An 18,794-nucleotide genomic window follows, 5' to 3' on the forward strand; every position below is an offset into this window, starting at 1 on the left:
GTCCCGCCCTCGATCGGGCCCGGCGCGGGTACGGCTCCCGCGCCCGCCCCCGCCCCCGGACCCGGCCCCGCTCCCGTGCCCGGGCGGTCCGACGACCACCCGGACGGCCACCACCCGCACCGCCGCCGGACGGACGCGGCGTCCGCCGACGGCCAGTCCGCGCTCGCCTGGGGCGCGGTGCCGATGGCCACCGCGCACGCGACCGCCCTGCACCTGGCCATGCGCGCGCTGCGCGGGGACGGCGTGGCGGGCGCGCCCGTCGTCCGGCTGCGGACCATCGCGGACAGCCGCCCGACCGGCCTGCCCGGCGGCCTCGGCCCGGTCGATCCGGAGCACCAGCGCGAGATCGAACGCCGGGCCCCCCGGGACGCCGACGGCCTGCCGGCCCGTCACCCCGATCCGGCGCAGGGCGGCTGGACCGAGGTGGTCAACGACGGCGGGTACCGCGAACCGGGGCGGGCCAACAACAGCCTGGAGATCGCCCTCTCCGCCGTCGACACCTTCACCGGCCGGCCGACCTGCGCCGCGCCGCGGATCCCCACCGAGGGGGACGCGGGCGAACGCGGCGGCCGCGACCGCGCCGAGCGCGAACTCGGCGCGCCGTTCCGCGACCTCGGCGACGGCGACCAGGCCTTCGCCCGCCTCGCGGGCGAACTGCGCCGGGCCGGCCACGGCGCCCAGGCCGTGCTGCTCACCCTGGACGGCTTCGGCCGCCCGCACGCCTGGAACGCGGTGAACCACCGGGACACCGTGACCTACCTCGACCACCAGGCGGGCCGCCGGGACCCGGCCCCCCTCCACCCGGCCGACCACGGCCTCTGGGCCATCGCCCTCGGTCCCGAGGGCCGCCCCCTGGACCTCCTCGCCCCTGCCCCGTGAGCGGGGGACGGTCCCGGCCGCGGGCCAGGACGCGGACCGGTCCGGAGAATCGGCGCGAGGGGCGGGCAACGAGCGAGTGGAGGTGGCCGCGGTGGCGGTGACGAGGGCGGCGGCGATCGAGGCGGCGCATCGGTGGATCAACGGGGACCTGCCGGCGGCGGGCGCCCGGCGGGTCCGGTCGCACGAGTTCGAGCTGGGCTGGGTGGTCTGGGCCGAGCCCCCGCCGGTCGGGGTGGACCCGCGGACCGGGGAACGGCGCGCACCCGAGGAGATCGGGGCGGCCTGCGCCGTGGTGGACCGGACGGACGGCCGGTTCACCGTCTGGCCGTCCGTCCCGGTGCCCGAAGTGGTCCGGCTGTACCGGGACTTCGTCGGCGCGGGCGGGTACGACCCGGCCCGGCCGCCCGCCACCGGCCGCGGCACCCGTGCCGAACTGACCTACCGTGACCCGGGCGGCGAGCGCCGGGTGCTGGCCCTGCGGTCGGCGCCGGGCCTCGCCCACCCGGCGCTGCGCGGCTGGTGGTGGCTGCGCGAGCAGGGCGTCCGGCCCGAGGAGGTGCTCGCCGTCCGCACCGACCTGCGGCCGAGCGCCCTGCCGGGCGGTTACTGGGCGCACGCGCTGGCGGCCGAACTGCCCGGCGTGCGGCTGGAGTCCGACCTGCCGTACGGCCCGCGCTTCGACCACCGGGCGGCGGCCGTGCGCGCGCTGCCGCACGGCGAGGGGGACGGTCCGGCCCGCAACCGGGTGCCGTTCCCGCGCGCCGTCCCGCGCCCGCCCGCCGAGCCCGCGCACGTGCTGGCCGAGCGGCTGACGGCCCGCTTCGGGCCGGACGGCGTCCGCCGGTTCGCCCCGGCGGACGTCGCCCGCGCCGACCTGCCGGCCGAGGCCGCCCGCGTGCTGCTGACGGTCGGCGTGCCGGCGGGCGTCGACGGCTACTTCGCCCTGCACGACCCGCGCCCGGAGCCGGTCGTCGGCGGCGTGCCGCACGACGGCGCCCGCCCGCGGACTGTGCTCCCGCCGCTCGCCGACCACCTGGCGGCGGTGGGCCGCGGTACCCGGGTGGCCGAGCGGGAGCGCCGGGCGCTGGCCCCGCAGGTGGTGCTCGGCACGGACGGCTGGGCGCTGATCACCCTGGACACCGCCTGCGGCGCCGTGCGCGCCGTCGACCCCGACCACGCCACGGCCCGCCACTGCAACGCCTCCGCGGCCGCCTTCGTGAGCTCCCTCGACGTCTTCGCCGGCCGGCTGCCCGGTCTGCGCGGGCTCGGCCCGGAGGCCGCCGGAGCGGCCGTCGCCGACCTTCAGGACGCCCTCGCGGCGGTGGACCCGGAGGTCTTCGCCGACCCGGAGAACTGGTGGGCGGTGATCGTCGAGCAGCTCTGGGACGGCCTGCTCTGAACGGCCCGCCCGCCGGGCCGTCCGGGTGAACGCCGGAACAACGCCGTCCGAATACTGTTCGAACGGCGTCACCGGACGGGCCCCCGGCCGCCCCCCGGAGCTGCGATCAGTGCCCGGACCAGCAGAAACAGCGGCACGGCCGGTCTCCTCCGGCCCGGGATCGCGTAGCGTGGAGAGTTATGCGACTCGGTGTTCTCGACGTAGGTTCCAACACGGTCCACTTCCTCGTGGTGGACGCCCATCCGGGCGCCGCCCCCCTGCCCGCCTACTCCCACAAGGCCGAGCTGCGGCTCGCCGAACTCCTCGACGAGCAGGGTGCGATCAGTGAGACCGGCGTCGAGCGGCTGATCGGCATGGTCGCCTCCTCGCTGCGGGTCGCCGAGGACAAGGGCGTGGTCGACATACTGCCCTTCGCGACCTCCGCCGTGCGCGAGGCCGCCAACGGCGAGGCGGTGCTGCGCCGGGTCGCCGAGGAGACCGGCGTCGAGCTGCGGGTGCTCTCCGGTCAGGACGAAGCCCGGCTGACCTTCCTGGCGGTCCGTCGCTGGTTCGGCTGGTCCTCCGGCCGGCTGCTCAACCTCGACATCGGCGGCGGCTCGCTGGAGATCGCCTGCGGCCTGGACGAGCAGCCGGACGCCGCCTGCTCGCTGCCGCTCGGCGCCGGCCGGCTGACCGCCCGCTGGCTGCCCGGCGACGTCGCCGACCCCGAGCAGCTGCGCGGGCTCCGGCGGCACATCCGCGCCGAGATCGCCACCGTCGTCGGCGAGATCTCCCGGCTCGGCGCCCCGGACCACGCGGTCGCCACCTCCAAGACCTTCAAGCAGCTCGCCCGGATGACCGGAGCCGCCCCGGCCGACGCCGGTCCGTACGCGGACCGCCGGCTCACCCGCGGCAACCTCGCCGCCTGGCTGCCCCGGCTCTCCGCGATGACCGTCGCCGAGCGGGCGCAGATCCCCGGCGTCTCCGAGGGGCGCGCCAAGCAGCTGCTGGCGGGCGCGCTGGTCGCCGACGCCGCGATGGACCTGTTCGGCCTCGACGAGCTGGACGTCTGTCCCTGGGCGCTGCGCGAGGGCATCATCCTGCGCCGCCTGGACGCCATGGACAACGCCGCCGACCGCCGCCGACCCGCCCTCACTCCCTGAGGTCGCCCCTTGACGGACGGCGCCCGCGGCGGTCGGGCGGGCTCCGGCCCGCTCCCCGTTCCGGGCGCCGTCCGCTTACGCTGTCTCCCGTGGCGCACCCAGCGGACGAGGACGGAACGCGGGAGGGCCGCGCTCCCGAGGACGGGCAGCCGCGGCCGGACACCCCGCGCCGCGCCGAGCCGGAAGGGCCGGCCCGCCCGGCCGACCGGGCCGCCCCCGCCGCCGGACCCGCCCGCCCCCGCAAGCTCGGCAAGGCCGCCCGTGAGGCCGCCGGCGGGGTCGCCGAGAAGGCGGCCCGCAAGGCCGCCACCCGGGCGGCAGGAAAGTCGGCGGGCAAGGAGGCGGGCAAGGCGGCCGGGAAGCCGGCCGCCACCGGGGCCCCCGCCGCCCAGCCCGCCCGCGGCACCCGCACCGCCCGGGCGGCCGGCGCCGCCAAGGCCGCCGTCCAGTCGGTGAAGTCCGTCAAGGCCGCCCGCCAGGCCGCCGCCCGCCCCCCGCTGCTGCGCACCACCGACCGCCTGGTGCTGCCCGCGCACCCCTCCCTGCACATCCCGGACACCAAGGTCGCCCTCTCCACCGCCTCGGTCTACCCGGCCAACACCGCGATCGCCTTCGAGCTCGCCGCCAAGCTCGGCTACGACGGGGTCGAGGTCATGGTCTGGAACGACCCGGTCAGCCAGGACATCGAGGCGCTGCGCCGCCTCTCCGACGTCCACGGCATGCCGATCCTCGCCGTGCACGCGCCGTGCCTGCTGATCACCCAGCGGGTGTGGACCACCGACCCGTGGACCAAGCTGGTCCGCGCCCGCGCGGCGGCCGAGAAGCTCGGCGCGAGCGCGGTCGTCGTCCACCCGCCGTTCCGCTGGCAGCGCCAGTACTCCCGGGAGTTCGTCGAGGGCATCCACCGGATGGCGGGGGAGAGCGACGTCCGGTTCGCCGTCGAGAACATGTACCCGTGGCGCTACAAGGACCGCGAGGTGCTGGCCTACGCGCCGGGCTGGGACGTCACCGACGAGGAGTACCGGCACTTCACCATTGACCTCTCGCACGTCGCCACCTCACGGGTGGACGCCTTCGCGATGGTCGACCGGATGGGGGACCGGCTCGCCCACATCCACCTGGCGGACGGCTCGGGCTCCGGGAAGGACGAGCACCTCATCCCCGGCCGGGGCAAGCAGCCCTGCGCCGAGCTGCTGGAACACCTCGCCCGGACCGGGTTCGACGGCCACGTGGTGCTGGAGGTCAACACCCGCCGGGCCGCGTCGCCCGCCGAACGCGAGGCCGATCTCGCCGAGGCGCTCGCCTTCACCCGCTTGCACCTGGCCACCCCCGCGCGCGTACGCTGACAGCACACGAACTGCCGGACTCAGGGGGAGACATGGCGGACCGGAACGGGACCGGAGGCGACTTCCGCGGGCTGGCGGAGTCGTTCGGTGGGGTGGCGGCGGAGTACGACCGGGCGCGGCCGTCGTATCCGCAGGAGTTGTTCGACGAGGTGGAGCGGCTTTCCGGGCGGGGTCTGCGGGGGGCGCGGGTGTTGGACGTGGGGGCGGGGACGGGGATCTCGACGCGGTTGCTGGCGGCGCGGGGTGCCGAGGTGGTGGGGGTGGAGCCGAGTGCGGGGATGGCGGCGCAGTTCCTGGCGAGTGGTCCGGGGCTGGCGCTGGTCCGGGGGAGCGGTGACGAGTTGCCCTTCCACGATGGTTTGGCGGACTTCGTCACCTATGCGCAGGCGTTCCACTGGACGGATCCCGCGCGTTCGGTGCCCGAGGCGATCCGGGTGCTGCGGCCCGGTGGCGCCCTCGCCGTCTGGTGGAACGTGAAGGACAGCGGCGTCACCTGGGTGCGGGCGATGGGCGAGCGGCTCGCCGCCGCGCTGCCCGCGACGTACCACCACTACAGCGCCACCAAGGAGATCGCCTCCCACCTCGCCCCGTACGGACTGCGGTCGGGGAAGGCCGTGCTGCACTGGGAGCGCCGGGTCACCGTCGACCACCTGATCACCGACCTCTCCTCGCGCTCCTACCTCGCCGCGCTCACCCCGGAACAGCGCGAACCGCTGCTGGCGGTCGAGCGCGCGGCCCTGCTGGCGGAGTTCCCGGACGGCTGGGTGATCGAGCCGTACGTGCTGGACCTCACGGTGGCCCTGACCCCGGCCCGGCCGCTCGCGTAGGCTGACGTCCGACGTGAACTGCCGCTCGGGGGAGGGGACATGACGGACGTGCAGGAGTTCCGCAGGCTGGCGGAGTCGTTCGGTGGGGTGGCGGCGGAGTACGACCGGGCGCGGCCGTCGTATCCGCAGGAGTTGTTCGACGAGGTGGAGCGGCTTTCCGGGCGGGGTCTGCGGGGGGCGCGGGTGCTGGACGTGGGGGCGGGGACGGGGATCTCGACGCGGTTGCTGGCGGCGCGGGGTGCCGAGGTGGTGGGGGTGGAGCCGAGTGCGGGGATGGCGGCGCAGTTCCTGGCGAGTGGTCCGGGGCTGGCGCTGGTCCGGGGGAGCGGTGACGAGTTGCCCTTCCACGATGGTTCGGCGGACTTCGTCACCTATGCGCAGGCGTTCCACTGGACGGATCCCGCGCGTTCGGTGCCCGAGGCGATCCGGGTGCTGCGGCCGGGCGGCGCCCTCGCCGCCTGGTGGAACGTGATGGACCAGGAGGTGCCCTGGGTCCGGGCCGCCGGTGACCGGGAACGCGCGCTGCTGCCCGGGGCGGTGCGCCAGTTCGACGAACTGGAGACGGCCGGCGAGCAGTGGCGCCGCCTCGGTCTGGACTCCGTCGCCACCGTGCTCCGCTGGGAGCGCCGGACCACCGTCGACGACCTGATCACCGACCTCTCCTCGCGCTCCTACGTCGCCGTCCTCGACGAGGACCGGCGCCGTGCGGTGCTGGAGAGCGAGCGCGAGGCGCTCCGGGCCGAGTTCCCGGACGGCCGGATCACCGTGCCGTACCTCCTCGACCTGACCCTCGCGGTCGTCCCCGGCTGACCGCCTCGCCGCCCCGTCGCCGGCCCGTCCGCGCCCGCGCCGCCGCCCGCGCCGCTGACCGCATCGCGGACGCGGCGTCCGCCGCCGGGACGGCGGGCGTAGGCTCGACGGACACCGTGGCCCCGCACCCTCCGAACGACCGGGGCCGCCAGCCAGCCTCCGAAGGAGTGGAGCACAGTGCCCGAGCTGAGGTCCCGTACGGTCACCCACGGTCGCAACATGGCAGGCGCCCGGGCGCTTCTCCGGGCCGCCGGCGTAGCCCGCGAGGACTTCGGCAAGCCGATCATCGCGGTCGCCAACTCCTTCACCGAGTTCGTCCCCGGCCACACCCACCTCCAGCCGGTCGGCCGGATCGTCTCCGAGGCGATCAAGGAGGCGGGCGGCATCCCCCGCGAGTTCAACACCATCGCGGTCGACGACGGCATCGCGATGGGCCACGGCGGCATGCTCTACTCGCTGCCCTCGCGCGACCTGATCGCCGACTCGGTCGAGTACATGGTCAACGCGCACTGCGCCGACGCGCTGATCTGCATCTCCAACTGCGACAAGATCACCCCCGGCATGCTGATGGCCGCGCTGCGCCTGAACATCCCGACGGTCTTCGTCTCCGGCGGCCCGATGGAGGCCGGCAAGGCCACCCTGGTCGACGGCACCGTGCGCAAGCTCGACCTGGTCGACGCGATCTCCCAGGCGGTCAACGAGAACGTCTCCGACGAGGACATCGCGATCATCGAGGAGAACGCCTGTCCGACCTGCGGCTCCTGCTCGGGCATGTTCACCGCCAACTCGATGAACTGCCTCACCGAGGCGATCGGCCTCTCGCTGCCCGGCAACGGCTCCGTGCTCGCCACCCACACCGCCCGCCGCGCCCTCTACGAGCGGGCCGGCCGCACCGTGGTCGAGATCGCCGGCCGCCACTACGGCCAGGACGACCACTCCGTCCTGCCCCGCTCGATCGCCACCCGCGCAGCCTTCGAGAACGCCATGGCCCTCGACATCGCCATGGGCGGCTCGACCAACACCATCCTCCACCTGCTCGCCGCCGCCCAGGAGGCCGAGCTGGACTTCGACATGCGGGCCATCGACGCGATCTCCCGCAAGGTGCCCTGCCTCTCCAAGGTCGCGCCCAACGGCTCGTACTACATGGAGGACGTGCACCGGGCCGGCGGCATCCCGGCCATCCTCGGCGAGCTGTACCGCGGCGGGCTGCTCAACGAGGACGTCCACACCGTCCACGCCGACTCGCTCGCCGAGTGGCTGAAGACCTGGGACGTCCGCGGCGGCTCGCCCTCCGCCGAGGCCGTCGAGCTGTGGCACGCCGCCCCCGGCTGCGTCCGCTCCGCCGAGGCCTTCTCGCAGTCCGAGCGCTGGGAGTCGCTGGACACCGACGCCGCCGGCGGCTGCATCCGCAGCGTCGAGCACGCGTACTCCGTCGAGGGCGGCCTCGCCGTGCTGTACGGCAACCTCGCCGAGGACGGCTGCATCGTGAAGACGGCCGGCGTCGACGAGTCGATCTGGACGTTCAGCGGCCCGGCCGTCGTCGTCGAGTCCCAGGAGGACGCGGTCGAGGCGATCCTCGCCAAGCGGGTCAAGGAGGGCGACGTCGTCGTCATCCGCTACGAGGGCCCCAAGGGCGGCCCCGGCATGCAGGAGATGCTCTACCCGACCTCCTTCCTCAAGGGCCGCGGCCTCGGCAAGGCCTGCGCGCTGGTCACCGACGGCCGCTTCTCCGGCGGCACCTCGGGCCTGTCCATCGGCCACGCCTCCCCGGAGGCCGCGTCCGGCGGCACCATCGCGCTGGTCGAGGACGGCGACACCATCGCCATCGACATCCCGGGCCGGCGGATCTCCCTGGAGGTGCCCGCCGAGGTCCTGGACGAGCGGCGCCGCGCGCTGGAGGCCGCCGGCGGCTACCGGCCGAAGAACCGCGACCGCCAGGTCAGCCAGGCCCTGCGCGCGTACGCCGCGATGGCCACCTCCGCCGACAAGGGCGCCGTCCGGGACGTCAGCAAGCTCGGCTGACCCCGGCCGCGCCCCCGCAGCGACACGAGGAGCCGTCCCGGCCACCGGGACGGCTCCTCCGGTGTTTCCGCCCACCGGGGATAATCGGACCCGTGACCCAGGAACCCAGTCCCTCCGCCCAGCCCGCAGGCGCCCCCGAGCCGGAGCCGATCCGCTGGTTCGGCACCAGCTGGGTCGAGCGCGGCGGCGACTACCGGCTGCGCCGCGTCCTCGTCCCGGCCGGCGCCCTGCTCGCCGCCGCGGCCGCCGCCCTCGTGCTGCGCTTCGCCGTCGACGGCATCCGGATCGCCGACAACGGCGGGTTCCTCAACGGGCTGCTGGTCGCCGCCGTGGGCATCTGCTCGATGCTCGCCGCGCTGCGCACCTGGAAGCTGCTCGCCGAGGGCAAGGAGAGCCTGACCGGCTGGATGGCCGAGGAGAAGTCGCTCGGCGTGGTCTGGATCATCGGCGGGGTCGGCTCCCTGCTCGCCTACTTCGTCCGCGGTCTGCGCGAGGCGCCGGGCGAGGCCGTCCGGCGCGCCCGCTACGAGCAGGAGCTCGCCCGCTACGAGCGCCGGCAGGCGGGCCGCAGCGGCCGGCCCGGCGCCAGGACGCCGGGCCGGGCCAAGCGCAAGCGCTGAGCCGGACCGCGCTCAGCTGCGGCTGACCGTCCCGCAGACATCGCTCGGGTCCGGCGGCTGGGTGAGGTCGTACGGGTCCGAGGTCGGCCCGGACTGGTTCGGGTTCGGCGCCTGCGCGGCCGCGAACTGGTCGAACTGCGGGTGGTAGTAGCCGTCGCCGGCATCGCACTCACTGTTGGCGACGTCGGACCGGTTGCTCTCGAAGTAGATCTTGCCGCGCTCGACCTCGTACTTCGCCGGGTCGTAGAAACGGAACGTCGCGATCCGGCGCACCAGGGTCCGCGCGGTCCAGGTGTCCCCGGCCACGTCGTCCACCGGGGTGAGCAGGCCCACCGGCTTGACCGCGCCGTCCCCCGCCCCCGGTCCGGTCGGCGCCGGGGCGCCCGACGGCCGCGGCGGCCGGGAGGGCTTGGGCGCCATCGCGCGCTTGGCCGCGTCCGGGCCGGGCCGCACCGGGTACACGAAGGTGAAGTCGGTGTGCACCAGCACGCCCCGCTTGCCGTCCCCCTCCACGGTGATCCACCCCTGGAGCCGGTAGGTGTCGCCGACCGGGATCGCGTCGCGCGCGTCGAAGCGGCTGAACCAGCTGGTGGGGTCGGACTCCTGGGAGGGCCCGGCGAGCGCCTTCTCGGCGTCCTGCCGGGTCTCGGAGTCGAGCATGGCCAGGGCCGCCTCCGGGCGGCCGCCGGCCACCACCTTCGGGTCCAGGTTGGTCGCGGCCAGGTACTCCTTGACCAGCGCGACCTGGGCGGCCACCTGCTGGGCGGTGAACACCCCGGTGGCCGCCGGTGGCTCCTTGGGCTCGAACACCGTGATGCTGGTGGGCCACCCCTCGGCGGGGGAGCCGGCCCACGGGCGGTCGACGGTCGGCTGCTTCGGGTCGACCTGCGGCGGCGCGGTGGTCGGCGGAGCCGTCGCCGGGGCGACCTGTTCGACGGGCGCCGCGCTCGCCGAGTCGCCACCGGTGCGCTCCTCGTACCAGCTCCGCAGCCCGTCGATGTTCAGCGCGGCGAGCACCAGGGCGACGGCCAGCACCACGAACAGCGGCGTGCGCCACTCCGGGGAACGGCGCGGCCTCGGGTTGCCGAAGGCGTCGACCGGCCGGCCCTTGCGGGCGAACCGTTTCTTCGGCGGTCCGTCGTTCACCGAGCGGCGGCCGCCCGGGTCGACCGGCGGGGTGTGCTTCCACTGGGCGGCGAGCATCCGGGTGCGGCCCGCCTGCTCCTTGACGGAAGCACCCTGGACGAACTCCTCGTCGAGGACGAGGTCGGCGAACGGGTCCTTCCCGTCCGGCCCGGACGGGGCGGTCCCGTCCGGTTCCCGGCCCTCGGACGGGCGCGGTTCTGGATCTTCGGCGATCGGCATCGCGCCAGTATGCCGACGGGGGGTGACGGGTTTTCGATCGGGGCCGCACCGTCGGGTGAACGTCCCGGCGGTGTGCGGGGATCAGGCCGGTTTTGTCCCCCCCCGGGGGGGGTGTCCGCCGCCGAGCCCCCGTCAGCCCTTGCCGCGGGCCTTCTTCACCGATCCGACCACGCCCGCGACGGTCACCAGCGCGACGGCCGGGAACAGCGACTCGAAGAACGCCTCGAACACGCCCGCGTCGCCGAGGAACAGCTGCGCCAGCATGTTCAGCACCAGCAGCCCGCCGCCCGCCGGGAGCGCCGCCTGCCACGGGTGCTCGTTCGCCCACTGCTGCAGCCGCCGGTCGCTGCCCTCCCGGCGCAGCCGGGCGCCGACGGTGCCGACCAGGAAGAAGAAGAACAGGCCCCAGCCGGCCGGACCGGCCAGCATGCTCAGCGACCAGTCCCCGTCGATCAGATCGATCACCAGGTCCGTCGCCCCCACCACCGCACCGACTCCCGCGGCCGTCCGCCACGGTCCCAGGGTCGCCGCGGCGACGGCGACCTGCCGGTTCTCACGTCGGGACATCTCTCCGTGTGCCATGACTCCACGGTGCGCCCGCGCCCACCCCCGGGCCATAGGGGAGATCCCGGAGTTTCGCCCTAGGGGCCGTCCCCCTCGGGCCGTGCCCGCAGAGTGGACGCTGCCGCCCGTGCCGGTCGCGCGGTGCGAGGATGGGCGCGGTACGGGGACGCGGCACCGGAGGCAAGGAGCGGCCATGACCAGCAGCGCGGCGCACGGACAGAAGATCGCCTTCCTCGGCACGGGCAAGATCGGGGAGGCCCTGCTCTCCGGTCTGCTGCGGGCCGGCAAGGACCCCGCGGACGTCCTGGTGACCGCCCGCCGCCCGGAGCGGGCCGCCGAACTGGCCGCGCGGTACGGGGTCGGCGTGGTGGGCAACACCGAGGCCGCCAAGCTCGCCGACACCCTGATCCTCGCGGTGAAGCCGCAGGACATGGGCACCCTGCTGGACGAGCTGGCGCCGCACGTCGCCCCGGACCGGCTGGTGATCTCGGCGGCGGCCGGCATCCCCACCGCCTGGTTCGAGGCCCGGCTGGCGACCGGCACCCCGGTGGTCCGGGTGATGCCGAACACGCCCGTCCTGGTCGACGAGGGCATGAGCGTGATCTCCGGCGGCTCGCACGCCACCGAGGCCCACCTGGAGCGGGCGGAGGAGATCTTCCGCTCGGTCGGCAAGGCGCTGCGGCTGCCCGAGTCCCAGCAGGACGCGGCGACCGCGCTCTCCGGCTCCGGCCCGGCGTACTTCTACTTCCTGGTCGAGGCGATGACCGACGCCGGCATCCTGCTCGGCCTGCCCCGCCAGGTGGCCCACGACCTCATCGTGCAGTCGGCGATCGGCGCCTCGGTCATGCTGCGGGACTCCGGCGAGCACCCGGTGAAGCTGCGCGAGGCGGTCACCTCGCCGGCCGGCACCACCATCGCGGCCATCCGCGAGCTGGAGAACCACGGGGTGCGGGCGGCCCTGCTGGGCGCCCTGGAGGCGGCCCGGGACCGCTCCCGGGAGCTGGCCTCCGGCGGCAGGTGACCGCCGCGACCGGGCCGATAGGGTCGAACGCATGACCTATGAGCTGGTGATCTTCGACAACGACGGCGTTCTGGTGGACAGCGAACCGCTCTCCAACCGGCTGCTGGCCGAGTACCTCACCGAACTCGGCTACCCGACCACGATCGAGGACTCCTACCGGGACTTCATGGGTACCGCCGCCCACCGGGTGCATGACGTGATCGCCGAGCGGTACGACGGCGCCCGGCTCCCCGAGGGCTTCGACGACGCCTTCCACGGCCGGGTCTTCGACGCCTTCGCCACCGGCCTGGCCCCCGTCCGGGGCGCCGACGCGCTGCTGAAGGAGCTCCGGCGCCGCGCCGTGCCCTACTGCCTGGCCTCCTCCGCCCACCACAGCTGGATCCGCGCCGCGCTGGACGTCACCGGCCTGCGCGGCCACCTCGCGGAGGAGCGGATCTTCAGCGCCCAGGACGTCGGCGTGGGCAAGCCCGCGCCGGACCTCTTCCTGCACGCGGCCCGCACCCTCGGCGTCGACCCGGCGGCCTGCCTGGTGCTGGAGGACAGCCCCAACGGCGTGCTCGCCGCCCGCGCGGCCGGCATGGACGTCTACGGCTACACCGCGCTGACCGACCCGGCGAAGCTGACCGCCGCCGGCGCCACCGGCCTGATCGCCGACCTGGCCGAGGTCCCCGCCCTGCTCGGCTGAGCGCCCGGCCCCGGCCCGGCCCCGCCGTCGGCCGCGGGGGAGCGCCGGCGGTTTCCGGCGTGCGCACCCCCTCCCGGAAGCGGCCGTCCGGCCGTACGCTCTCGCCTCACCACCGCCGTACCGGCCAGTAGTGAGGTGCATGTGCGTACCGAGGGTCCCGCCGTCACGCCCCGGCTCCGGGCGGCCCGGGCCGCGCTGGCCGCGAGCTTCCTGCTCCAGGGCGTCACCTTCGCCCTGCTGGTCACCTGCATCCCGGAGATCCAGGACCGCTACGGGCTGAGCGACGCGCTGCTGCCGCTCTTCCTGGCCGCGGTGCCGGTCCTCGCCGGGGTGGGGTCGGTCGCCTCCGAGCGGCTGGTCCGCCGCACCGGCGCGCGGGCCGTGCTGCGGGTGGTCCAGCCGGCCGTCTGCGTCACCCTGGCGGCCGTCGGCCTCGGCGACGCGCTCTGGCAACTGGCCCTCGCCCTGGGCGCGTTCGGGCTGCTGGTCGGCGCGCTGGACGCCAGCATGAACATGCTCGGGGTCGGCCTCCAGCACCGCTACGGCCGCTCCGTGATGCTCGGCTTCCACGCCGCGTTCAGCCTCGGCGGGATCCTCGGCGCGGCCGTCGCCGGGCTCGGCGCGCACGCCGACCTCGGCCTGCCGGTGCTGTTCGGGACGGCGGCCGCGGTGATCGCCCCGTTCGCGCTGCTGGCCGGTCCCTTCCTCGCCGGGCCCGCCGACCTCGGCGACGGCGTCCGGAAGTCCGCCGAGGCCGCCGAGGCCGCCGCCCGGGCGCTCCCCTGGCGCCCGCTGCTGCCGCTCTGCCTGGCGATGGCCTTCGCGTACATCGCCGACGCCTCGGTCTCCAACTACAGCGTCAAGTACCTGACCGACGGGCTGGACAGCCCCGAGGACCTCGCCAAGCTCTCCTACCTCGGCTACATGGTGGCGATGCTGCTCGGCCGGGCGCTCGGGGACCGCGCCGTGCAGCGCTGGGGCGCCGTGCCGGTGGTGCGCACCGGCGCCGCGCTGGCCGCGCTCGGCTTCGCGGTGGCCGCCGCCGCACCGGGCGCCTGGGCCGGGATCGCCGGCTTCACCGTGCTGGGCCTGGGGATCTGCGCGATCATCCCGCAGGTCTTCGCGGCCGGCGGCCGGCTCTTCCCGGCCGACCGGGACGCCGCGGTGGCCCGGCTCAACCTGTTCAACTACGTGGGCTTCCTGCTGGGTTCGCCCCTGGTGGGCGTGCTGGCGGACGCCGGCTCCTACCGCTGGGCCCTGCTCGCGCCGATGCTCCTGGTGCTGGCCGTCCTCCCGCTCGCCGACCGCTTCGCCCCGGCCCCGGCGGCCGCCCTCCCCGCCCGGACGGCCGTCCGCGACCAGGTCTGACCGGCCCGTACGACCGGCGTCCAAGGACCCGTTGCCGGGCCGCGCCGCCCCCACCCGCTACGGTGGAGGCCATGCCCGAAGCCGAGCGTGACCCCTCCTGCGGCCTGCACCTCTTCTGGGACGAGGCGGTCACCGCCTACGACTTCGGCCCAGGCCACCCGATGGACCCGACCCGGCTGGCGCTCACCATGCGCCTGGTGGAGGACCTCGGCCTCGCCGCCGGACCGGGGGTCACCGTCCGCTCCGCCCCGCCCGCCGGCGAGTCCACCCTGCGCCTGGTGCACACCGCGGAGTACGTCGAGGCGGTCAAGTTCGCCGCCGCCCACCCCGAGCGGCAGGACCCGCGGCACGGCCTGGGCACCGACGACAACTGGTCCTTCCCCGCCGTCCACTCCGCCTCCGCGCTGATCGCCGGCCAGTCCGTGGCCGCCGCCGAGGCCGTCTGGCGCGGCGAGACCCCGCACGCCGTCAACTTCGCCGGCGGACTGCACCACGCCATGCCCGACCGCGCCTCCGGCTTCTGCGTCTACAACGACCCGGCGCTCGCCATCGCCCGGCTGCTCGAACTCGGCGCCGAGCGGATCGCCTACGTCGACGTCGACGTCCACCACGGCGACGGCGTCCAGGCGGCCTTCTGGGACGACCCCCGGGTGCTCACCGTCTCCCTGCACGAGCACCCCGCCACCCTCTTCCCGCAGACCGGCTGGGCCAGCGAGACCGGCGGCCCCGGCGCCGAGGGCTCCGCGGTGAACCTCCCGCTGCCGGCCGGCACCGGCGACACCGGCTGGCTGCGCGCCTTCCACGCCCTGGTGCCCGAGCTGCTCGCCGCCTTCCGCCCGCAGGTCCTGGTCACCCAGCACGGCGCCGACACCCACCTGGAGGACCCGCTCGCCCACCTCGCGGTCACCGTGGACGCCCAGCGGGCCATCGCCCAGGAGCTGCACGCGCTGGCCCACGAGCACGCCGACGGCCGCTGGCTCGCCCTCGGCGGGGGCGGCTACGCCGTCGTCGACGTCGTCCCGCGCACCTGGACCCACCTGGTCGCCACCGCGGCCGGCCGCCCCGTCGACCCGGCCACCGAGACCCCGGAGTCCTGGCGCGCCGAGGTCTACCGGCGCACCCGCCGCCCGGCCCCGCTGCGGATGACCGACGGCGCCCGGCCGGTCTGGCGCGACTTCGACGCGGGATACGATCCGGCGGACCGGCTCGACCAGGCGATCCTGGCCACCCGCCGCGCCGTCCTGCCGCACCACGGCCTGATGCCCTGACCCGGGCGGCCGAACCGGCGCCCCCGCTTGTGAAGACCTGGTGCCCGGTCGCGTTCCGTGCGCACGCCGACTAGTGCAGACCGCCGATCGGCTACGTACTGCAACCGGCTTATCCCTCACCGTACGAGGACTGCGCTTCCCCCTCTTCCCACTGGTACCACCCATAACTACTCTGGGGATACACGTGTGCCGGTGGAGTCACCGGAGGGGAAGCCGGTGCCTTGCACACGGGTAAGGGTCGGGTGATGGTCATGAGTTCCGGCGAACGCCCCTTGCAGGACGTCGTCTTCCTGACCGTGGCCGAGGTGGCCGCGGTCATGCGGGTCTCCAAGATGACGGTCTACCGGTTGGTGCACAGCGGTGAGCTGCCCGCCATCCGGGTCGGCCGCTCGTTCCGGGTGCCCCAGCAGGCAGTGCACGAGTACCTCAAGGAGTCCTACGTGCGGCTCGAAAGCGCGTAGGCGGGCCGGCCGGGTACGGGGTCCACCACGGTGGACCCCGTACCCGTTCGCCCCGGATTCGCCTTGAGTTCGCCCGCCTCGGGGAGCGCGATTACGGCCCTGGGCGTGTGGAATGTAGGCTAGGCCCTCCGTCAGTCGTATGGACTCCGTCTCTCACGGGCGAGAGTCTCAGTGAGCGAGGGTTGTTCCGTGGGCTCTGTCATCAAGAAGCGTCGCAAGCGTATGGCCAAGAAGAAGCACCGCAAGCTTCTCAAGCGCACGCGCGTCCAGCGCCGCAACAAGAAGTAAGCGCCCCCGGCCGCGCCCTGCGCGCCCAGCGCTTCGCACCGCCCGCCCCGGCCCTCGTGGCCCGGGCGGGCGGTGTCGTTTCCCGGCCCGCCGCGCGGGCGCGGTACGGTGCACGCAGGTCTCCCGGGCCGAGGAATGGGGTGCAGCGCTGTGGGAACGGTCGTGCTCGTCACCGGCGTGGCCCGCCACCTCGGCGCCCGCTTCGCCGCCGAGCTGCGCCGCCGTCCGGGGGTGGACCTGGTGGTCGGCGTGGACGTGCAGCCGCCGCCACCGGCGCTGCGCGCGCTCGCGGAGCCGGAGGGGCCCGCCGCGCCGTACCGCTTCCACCAGCTCGACCTGCGCCGCCCCGCCGTGTCGCGGGTGATCGCGGAGCACGGCGTCGACACGGTCGTCCACCTCGCGGTCAGTGCCACCGGTCTCGGCTCCACCCACCGCTCGGCGGTGAAGGAGGCCAATGTGATCGGCACCATGCAGCTGCTCGGCGCCTGCCAGAAGGCGGCCGGGGTGCGGCGGCTGGTGGTGAAGTCGACCACCGGCGTCTACGGCTCGGCGCCGCGCGACCCGGCGGTGTTCACCGAGCGGACCCAGCCGAAGGTCCTGCCGGGCGGCGGCTTCGCCAAGGACGCCGTCGAGGTGGAGGGCTACGTCCGCGGCTTCGCCCGGCGCCGCCCGGACGTCGCGGTCACCGTGCTGCGGTTCGCCAACATCGTCGGCCCGGGCGCCGACACCCCGCTCGGCGAGTACTTCGCGCTGCCGGTGCTGCCGACCGTCCTCGGCTACGACCCCCGGCTGCAGTTCGCGCACGAGGACGACGTGGTGGAGGTGCTCTGCCGGGCCTCCTTCCCGGCCGCGCCGGGCACCGTGAACACCGGCACCCTCAACGTCGCGGGGGAGGGCGTGCTGCTGCTGTCCCAGTGCGCCCGCCGGCTCGGCCGGCCGACCCTGCCGCTGCTGCTGCCCGCCGTGAGCTGGATGGCCGGGCTGGCCCGGCAGACCCGGCTGGTGGACGTCTCTCCCGAACAGCTGCGGCTGCTGACCCACGGCCGGGTGGTGGACACCACGCGGCTGCGCGAGACGTTCGGCTACCGTCCGGTGTTCACCACCCCGGAGGCCTTCGCGGACTTCGCCGCCGCGCAGTCCCCCGGCCTGCTGCCCCCGCAGCGGCTCACCGCCGTCACCGACGGCCTGGCCGCGCTGCTGGCCGGGCCCGACGGGGCCGGCGCCACCGCCCGCCCGCACCGACCCAGGAGCTGAACCCGCATGAGTGCCGCCGCCGACAACGCGCCGGGTGAGGCGAAGGTCATCCCGATCGAGTCCGCGCCGAGCTGGAGCGAGCCGCCGGCCGACGGCCCGGGGTTCGCCGACCGGGTCGCCGGCGTGGTCGGGGGCGCGCTGGCCGGGCGGCTCGGCGCCGCCGCGACCCGGGCGTTCGGCAAGGGCTGGGAGGACCGGGCCGCCGACGGCCTGGCGTTCCTGCGCCGCCGGATCACCGGCGACTACGAGGTCGACGAGTTCGGCTTCGACCGGGAGCTCACCGAGGAGGTGCTGCTCGGGCTGCTGCGGCCGCTGGCGGAGAAGTACTTCCGGGTGGAGGTGCGCGGGATCGGGAACATCCCGGCCGAGGGCGGCGCGCTGATCGTCGCCAACCACTCCGGGACGATCCCGCTGGACGCCCTGATGACCCAGGTGGTGATACACGACCACCACCCGAGCCACCGGCACCTGCGGATGCTCGCCGCCGACCTGGTGTTCGTGCTGCCCGGCGTCAACGAGCTGGCCCGCAAGGCCGGGCACACCCTGGCCTGCAACGAGGACGCCCAGGCCCTGCTGGAGCGCGGCGAGCTGGTCGGCGTCTGGCCGGAGGGCTTCAAGGGGATCGGCAAGCCGTTCGCCGAGCGGTACAAGCTGCAGCGGTTCGGCCGGGGCGGGTTCGTCTCCTCGGCGCTGCGGGCGCGGGTGCCGATCGTGCCCTGCTCGATCGTCGGGGCGGAGGAGACCTATCCGATGATCGGGAACTTCCGGACGCTGGCCCGGCTGCTGGGCCTGCCGTACGTGCCGATCACGCCGACCTTCCCGTGGCTGGGGCCGCTCGGGGCGGTTCCGCTGCCGACCAAGTGGATCATCGAGTTCGGCGAGCCGATCGCCACCGACCGGCACCCGGCGGAGGCGGCGGACGACCCGATGCTGGTCTTCGACCTGGCCGACGAGGTGCGGGAGACCATCCAGCACACCCTCTACCAGCTGCTGGTGCGGCGGCGGTCGGTGTTCTTCTGAGCCGGTGTTCTTCTGACGGGGGGGCGGACGCGGCCGGGCCCCGGCGGACGAGGTGTCCGCCGGGGCCCGGTGCGTTCTCCGCGCCCGGTCAGCCGCCGAGGATCCGCAGGCCGGGCAGCAGCCCCGGGATCAGCGGGGGCACCTCGACGCCCTGCTGGGCGGGGTCGGCGCTCGCGCTCGGCGGTGCCTCGGCCGACGGCGCCGGGGGCTGGTCCGGCGCCGGGGCGGGGGCGTCGGCGCTGGGCGAGGGCCTGGCGCCGGTGAGCCCGCTGGTGAGGTCGTCGACCAGTCCGCCGACCGGGGGCGGGACGACGTTGGCCGGGCCGCTCGGCAGCGGCAGGAGCGGGGCCGCGGGCGCCGCCGGGGCGGGGATGCCGCCCTGGGGCGGGACCTGCGGGGCTACGCCCGGCCGGCCGCCGGCGGGGCTGTTCGCCGGGCCGCCGCCGGCGCCGCCC

At 75.3% G+C, this 18,794-nt stretch carries 18 protein-coding genes and 1 pseudogene; 16 read left to right on the forward strand and 3 right to left on the reverse strand.

Going from position 1 to position 18,794, the window contains the following annotated elements:
- From ACFXAM_RS29950 to ACFXAM_RS29985, 8 genes are all read left to right on the forward strand, one after another.
- On the forward strand, positions 1 to 879 hold an 879-nt coding region (locus ACFXAM_RS29950; protein ID WP_380295941.1), incomplete at its 5' end, for a toxin glutamine deamidase domain-containing protein.
- A 91-nt stretch (positions 880 to 970) separates the two neighbouring features.
- On the forward strand, positions 971 to 2,278 hold the full coding sequence (locus ACFXAM_RS29955; RefSeq protein ID WP_380295943.1) for an SUKH-4 family immunity protein: 1,308 nt from the start codon (positions 971 to 973) through the stop codon (positions 2,276 to 2,278).
- A 179-nt stretch (positions 2,279 to 2,457) separates the two neighbouring features.
- Complete coding sequence (locus ACFXAM_RS29960) at positions 2,458 to 3,420, forward strand: Ppx/GppA family phosphatase (protein ID WP_380295945.1); 963 nt, start codon at positions 2,458 to 2,460, stop codon at positions 3,418 to 3,420.
- A gap of 518 nt (positions 3,421 to 3,938) precedes the next feature.
- Positions 3,939 to 4,766, forward strand: coding sequence for a sugar phosphate isomerase/epimerase family protein (locus ACFXAM_RS29965; RefSeq protein WP_380295969.1), 828 nt, complete (start codon positions 3,939 to 3,941; stop codon positions 4,764 to 4,766).
- Positions 4,767 to 4,798: 32 nt separating this feature from the next.
- The gene (locus ACFXAM_RS29970) at positions 4,799 to 5,593 is read left to right on the forward strand and encodes a class I SAM-dependent methyltransferase (RefSeq protein WP_380295947.1); all 795 of its coding nucleotides are present in this window, start codon (positions 4,799 to 4,801) and stop codon (positions 5,591 to 5,593) included.
- Positions 5,594 to 5,632: 39 nt separating this feature from the next.
- The gene (locus ACFXAM_RS29975; RefSeq protein WP_380295948.1) at positions 5,633 to 6,403 is read left to right on the forward strand and encodes a class I SAM-dependent methyltransferase; all 771 of its coding nucleotides are present in this window, start codon (positions 5,633 to 5,635) and stop codon (positions 6,401 to 6,403) included.
- 177 nt (positions 6,404 to 6,580) lie between these two features.
- Positions 6,581 to 8,425: a dihydroxy-acid dehydratase gene (gene ilvD / locus ACFXAM_RS29980; protein WP_380295950.1), complete on the forward strand. Its 1,845-nt coding sequence runs from the start codon at positions 6,581 to 6,583 to the stop codon at positions 8,423 to 8,425.
- Positions 8,426 to 8,517: 92 nt separating this feature from the next.
- The gene (locus ACFXAM_RS29985; RefSeq protein WP_380295952.1) at positions 8,518 to 9,045 is read left to right on the forward strand and encodes a hypothetical protein; all 528 of its coding nucleotides are present in this window, start codon (positions 8,518 to 8,520) and stop codon (positions 9,043 to 9,045) included.
- Between the two features lie 12 nt (positions 9,046 to 9,057).
- Here ACFXAM_RS29985 and ACFXAM_RS29990 read toward each other — a convergent pair whose 3' ends face one another.
- A complete protein-coding gene (locus ACFXAM_RS29990; protein ID WP_380295954.1) occupies positions 9,058 to 10,410 on the reverse strand; it encodes a hypothetical protein in 1,353 nt (450 codons plus the stop codon).
- 132 nt (positions 10,411 to 10,542) lie between these two features.
- Positions 10,543 to 10,977 (reverse strand): hypothetical protein, encoded by a 435-nt coding sequence (locus tag ACFXAM_RS29995; RefSeq protein ID WP_380295956.1) that lies wholly within the window; start codon positions 10,975 to 10,977, stop codon positions 10,543 to 10,545.
- Positions 10,978 to 11,167: 190 nt separating this feature from the next.
- Between ACFXAM_RS29995 and proC the strand changes: the two genes are divergently transcribed.
- The 8 genes from proC to ACFXAM_RS30035 all read left to right on the forward strand — a co-directional run bounded on the left by proC (position 11,168) and on the right by ACFXAM_RS30035 (position 18,339).
- Positions 11,168 to 11,995, forward strand: a complete 828-nt coding sequence (proC, locus tag ACFXAM_RS30000) for a pyrroline-5-carboxylate reductase (protein ID WP_380295958.1) — start codon at positions 11,168 to 11,170, stop codon at positions 11,993 to 11,995.
- Positions 11,996 to 12,026: 31 nt separating this feature from the next.
- Positions 12,027 to 12,680: an HAD family hydrolase gene (locus ACFXAM_RS30005; protein ID WP_380295960.1), complete on the forward strand. Its 654-nt coding sequence runs from the start codon at positions 12,027 to 12,029 to the stop codon at positions 12,678 to 12,680.
- 141 nt (positions 12,681 to 12,821) lie between these two features.
- Positions 12,822 to 14,048, forward strand: coding sequence for an MFS transporter (locus ACFXAM_RS30010; RefSeq protein WP_380295962.1), 1,227 nt, complete (start codon positions 12,822 to 12,824; stop codon positions 14,046 to 14,048).
- 71 nt (positions 14,049 to 14,119) lie between these two features.
- Positions 14,120 to 15,316 carry an acetoin utilization protein AcuC gene (locus tag ACFXAM_RS30015; protein WP_380295964.1) on the forward strand — a complete coding sequence of 399 codons (1,197 nt, stop codon included), beginning with the start codon at positions 14,120 to 14,122 and terminating at the stop codon, positions 15,314 to 15,316.
- Positions 15,317 to 15,567: 251 nt separating this feature from the next.
- Positions 15,568 to 15,777: a helix-turn-helix domain-containing protein gene (locus ACFXAM_RS30020; RefSeq protein WP_045937940.1), complete on the forward strand. Its 210-nt coding sequence runs from the start codon at positions 15,568 to 15,570 to the stop codon at positions 15,775 to 15,777.
- Positions 15,778 to 15,966: 189 nt separating this feature from the next.
- Positions 15,967 to 16,065, forward strand: a complete 99-nt coding sequence (locus ACFXAM_RS30025) for a 30S ribosomal protein bS22 (RefSeq protein WP_003948845.1) — start codon at positions 15,967 to 15,969, stop codon at positions 16,063 to 16,065.
- A 150-nt stretch (positions 16,066 to 16,215) separates the two neighbouring features.
- Entirely contained in the window at positions 16,216 to 17,319 is a 1,104-nt protein-coding gene (locus ACFXAM_RS30030; protein WP_380295966.1) for an NAD-dependent epimerase/dehydratase family protein, read from the forward strand.
- 6 nt (positions 17,320 to 17,325) lie between these two features.
- Positions 17,326 to 18,339 carry a lysophospholipid acyltransferase family protein gene (locus ACFXAM_RS30035; RefSeq protein WP_380295968.1) on the forward strand — a complete coding sequence of 338 codons (1,014 nt, stop codon included), beginning with the start codon at positions 17,326 to 17,328 and terminating at the stop codon, positions 18,337 to 18,339.
- Between the two features lie 88 nt (positions 18,340 to 18,427).
- Here the strand turns inward: ACFXAM_RS30035 and ACFXAM_RS30040 are convergent.
- A pseudogene (locus ACFXAM_RS30040) lies at positions 18,428 to 18,794 on the reverse strand (hypothetical protein); the annotation flags it as partial.

Origin of the sequence: Kitasatospora sp. NPDC059462, from assembly GCF_042749955.1 — a bacterium.
Classification (GTDB): Bacteria; Actinomycetota; Actinomycetes; order Streptomycetales; family Streptomycetaceae; genus Kitasatospora.

Excerpts from the sequence above, each read along its gene's own strand:
- ACFXAM_RS30020 (WP_045937940.1), top strand. The coding sequence starts at position 15,568 with ATGAGTTCCGGCGAACGCCCCTTGCAGGACGTCGTCTTCCTGACCGTG.
- ACFXAM_RS29990 (WP_380295954.1), bottom strand. The coding sequence starts at position 10,410 with ATGCCGATCGCCGAAGATCCAGAACCGCGCCCGTCCGAGGGCCGGGAA.
- ACFXAM_RS30035 (WP_380295968.1), top strand. The coding sequence starts at position 17,326 with ATGAGTGCCGCCGCCGACAACGCGCCGGGTGAGGCGAAGGTCATCCCG.
- ACFXAM_RS30005 (WP_380295960.1), top strand. The coding sequence starts at position 12,027 with ATGACCTATGAGCTGGTGATCTTCGACAACGACGGCGTTCTGGTGGAC.
- ACFXAM_RS29970 (WP_380295947.1), top strand. The coding sequence starts at position 4,799 with ATGGCGGACCGGAACGGGACCGGAGGCGACTTCCGCGGGCTGGCGGAG.
- ACFXAM_RS30015 (WP_380295964.1), top strand. The coding sequence starts at position 14,120 with ATGCCCGAAGCCGAGCGTGACCCCTCCTGCGGCCTGCACCTCTTCTGG.
- ACFXAM_RS29960 (WP_380295945.1), top strand. The coding sequence starts at position 2,458 with ATGCGACTCGGTGTTCTCGACGTAGGTTCCAACACGGTCCACTTCCTC.
- ACFXAM_RS29995 (WP_380295956.1), bottom strand. The coding sequence starts at position 10,977 with ATGTCCCGACGTGAGAACCGGCAGGTCGCCGTCGCCGCGGCGACCCTG.
- ACFXAM_RS29975 (WP_380295948.1), top strand. The coding sequence starts at position 5,633 with ATGACGGACGTGCAGGAGTTCCGCAGGCTGGCGGAGTCGTTCGGTGGG.
- proC (WP_380295958.1), top strand. The coding sequence starts at position 11,168 with ATGACCAGCAGCGCGGCGCACGGACAGAAGATCGCCTTCCTCGGCACG.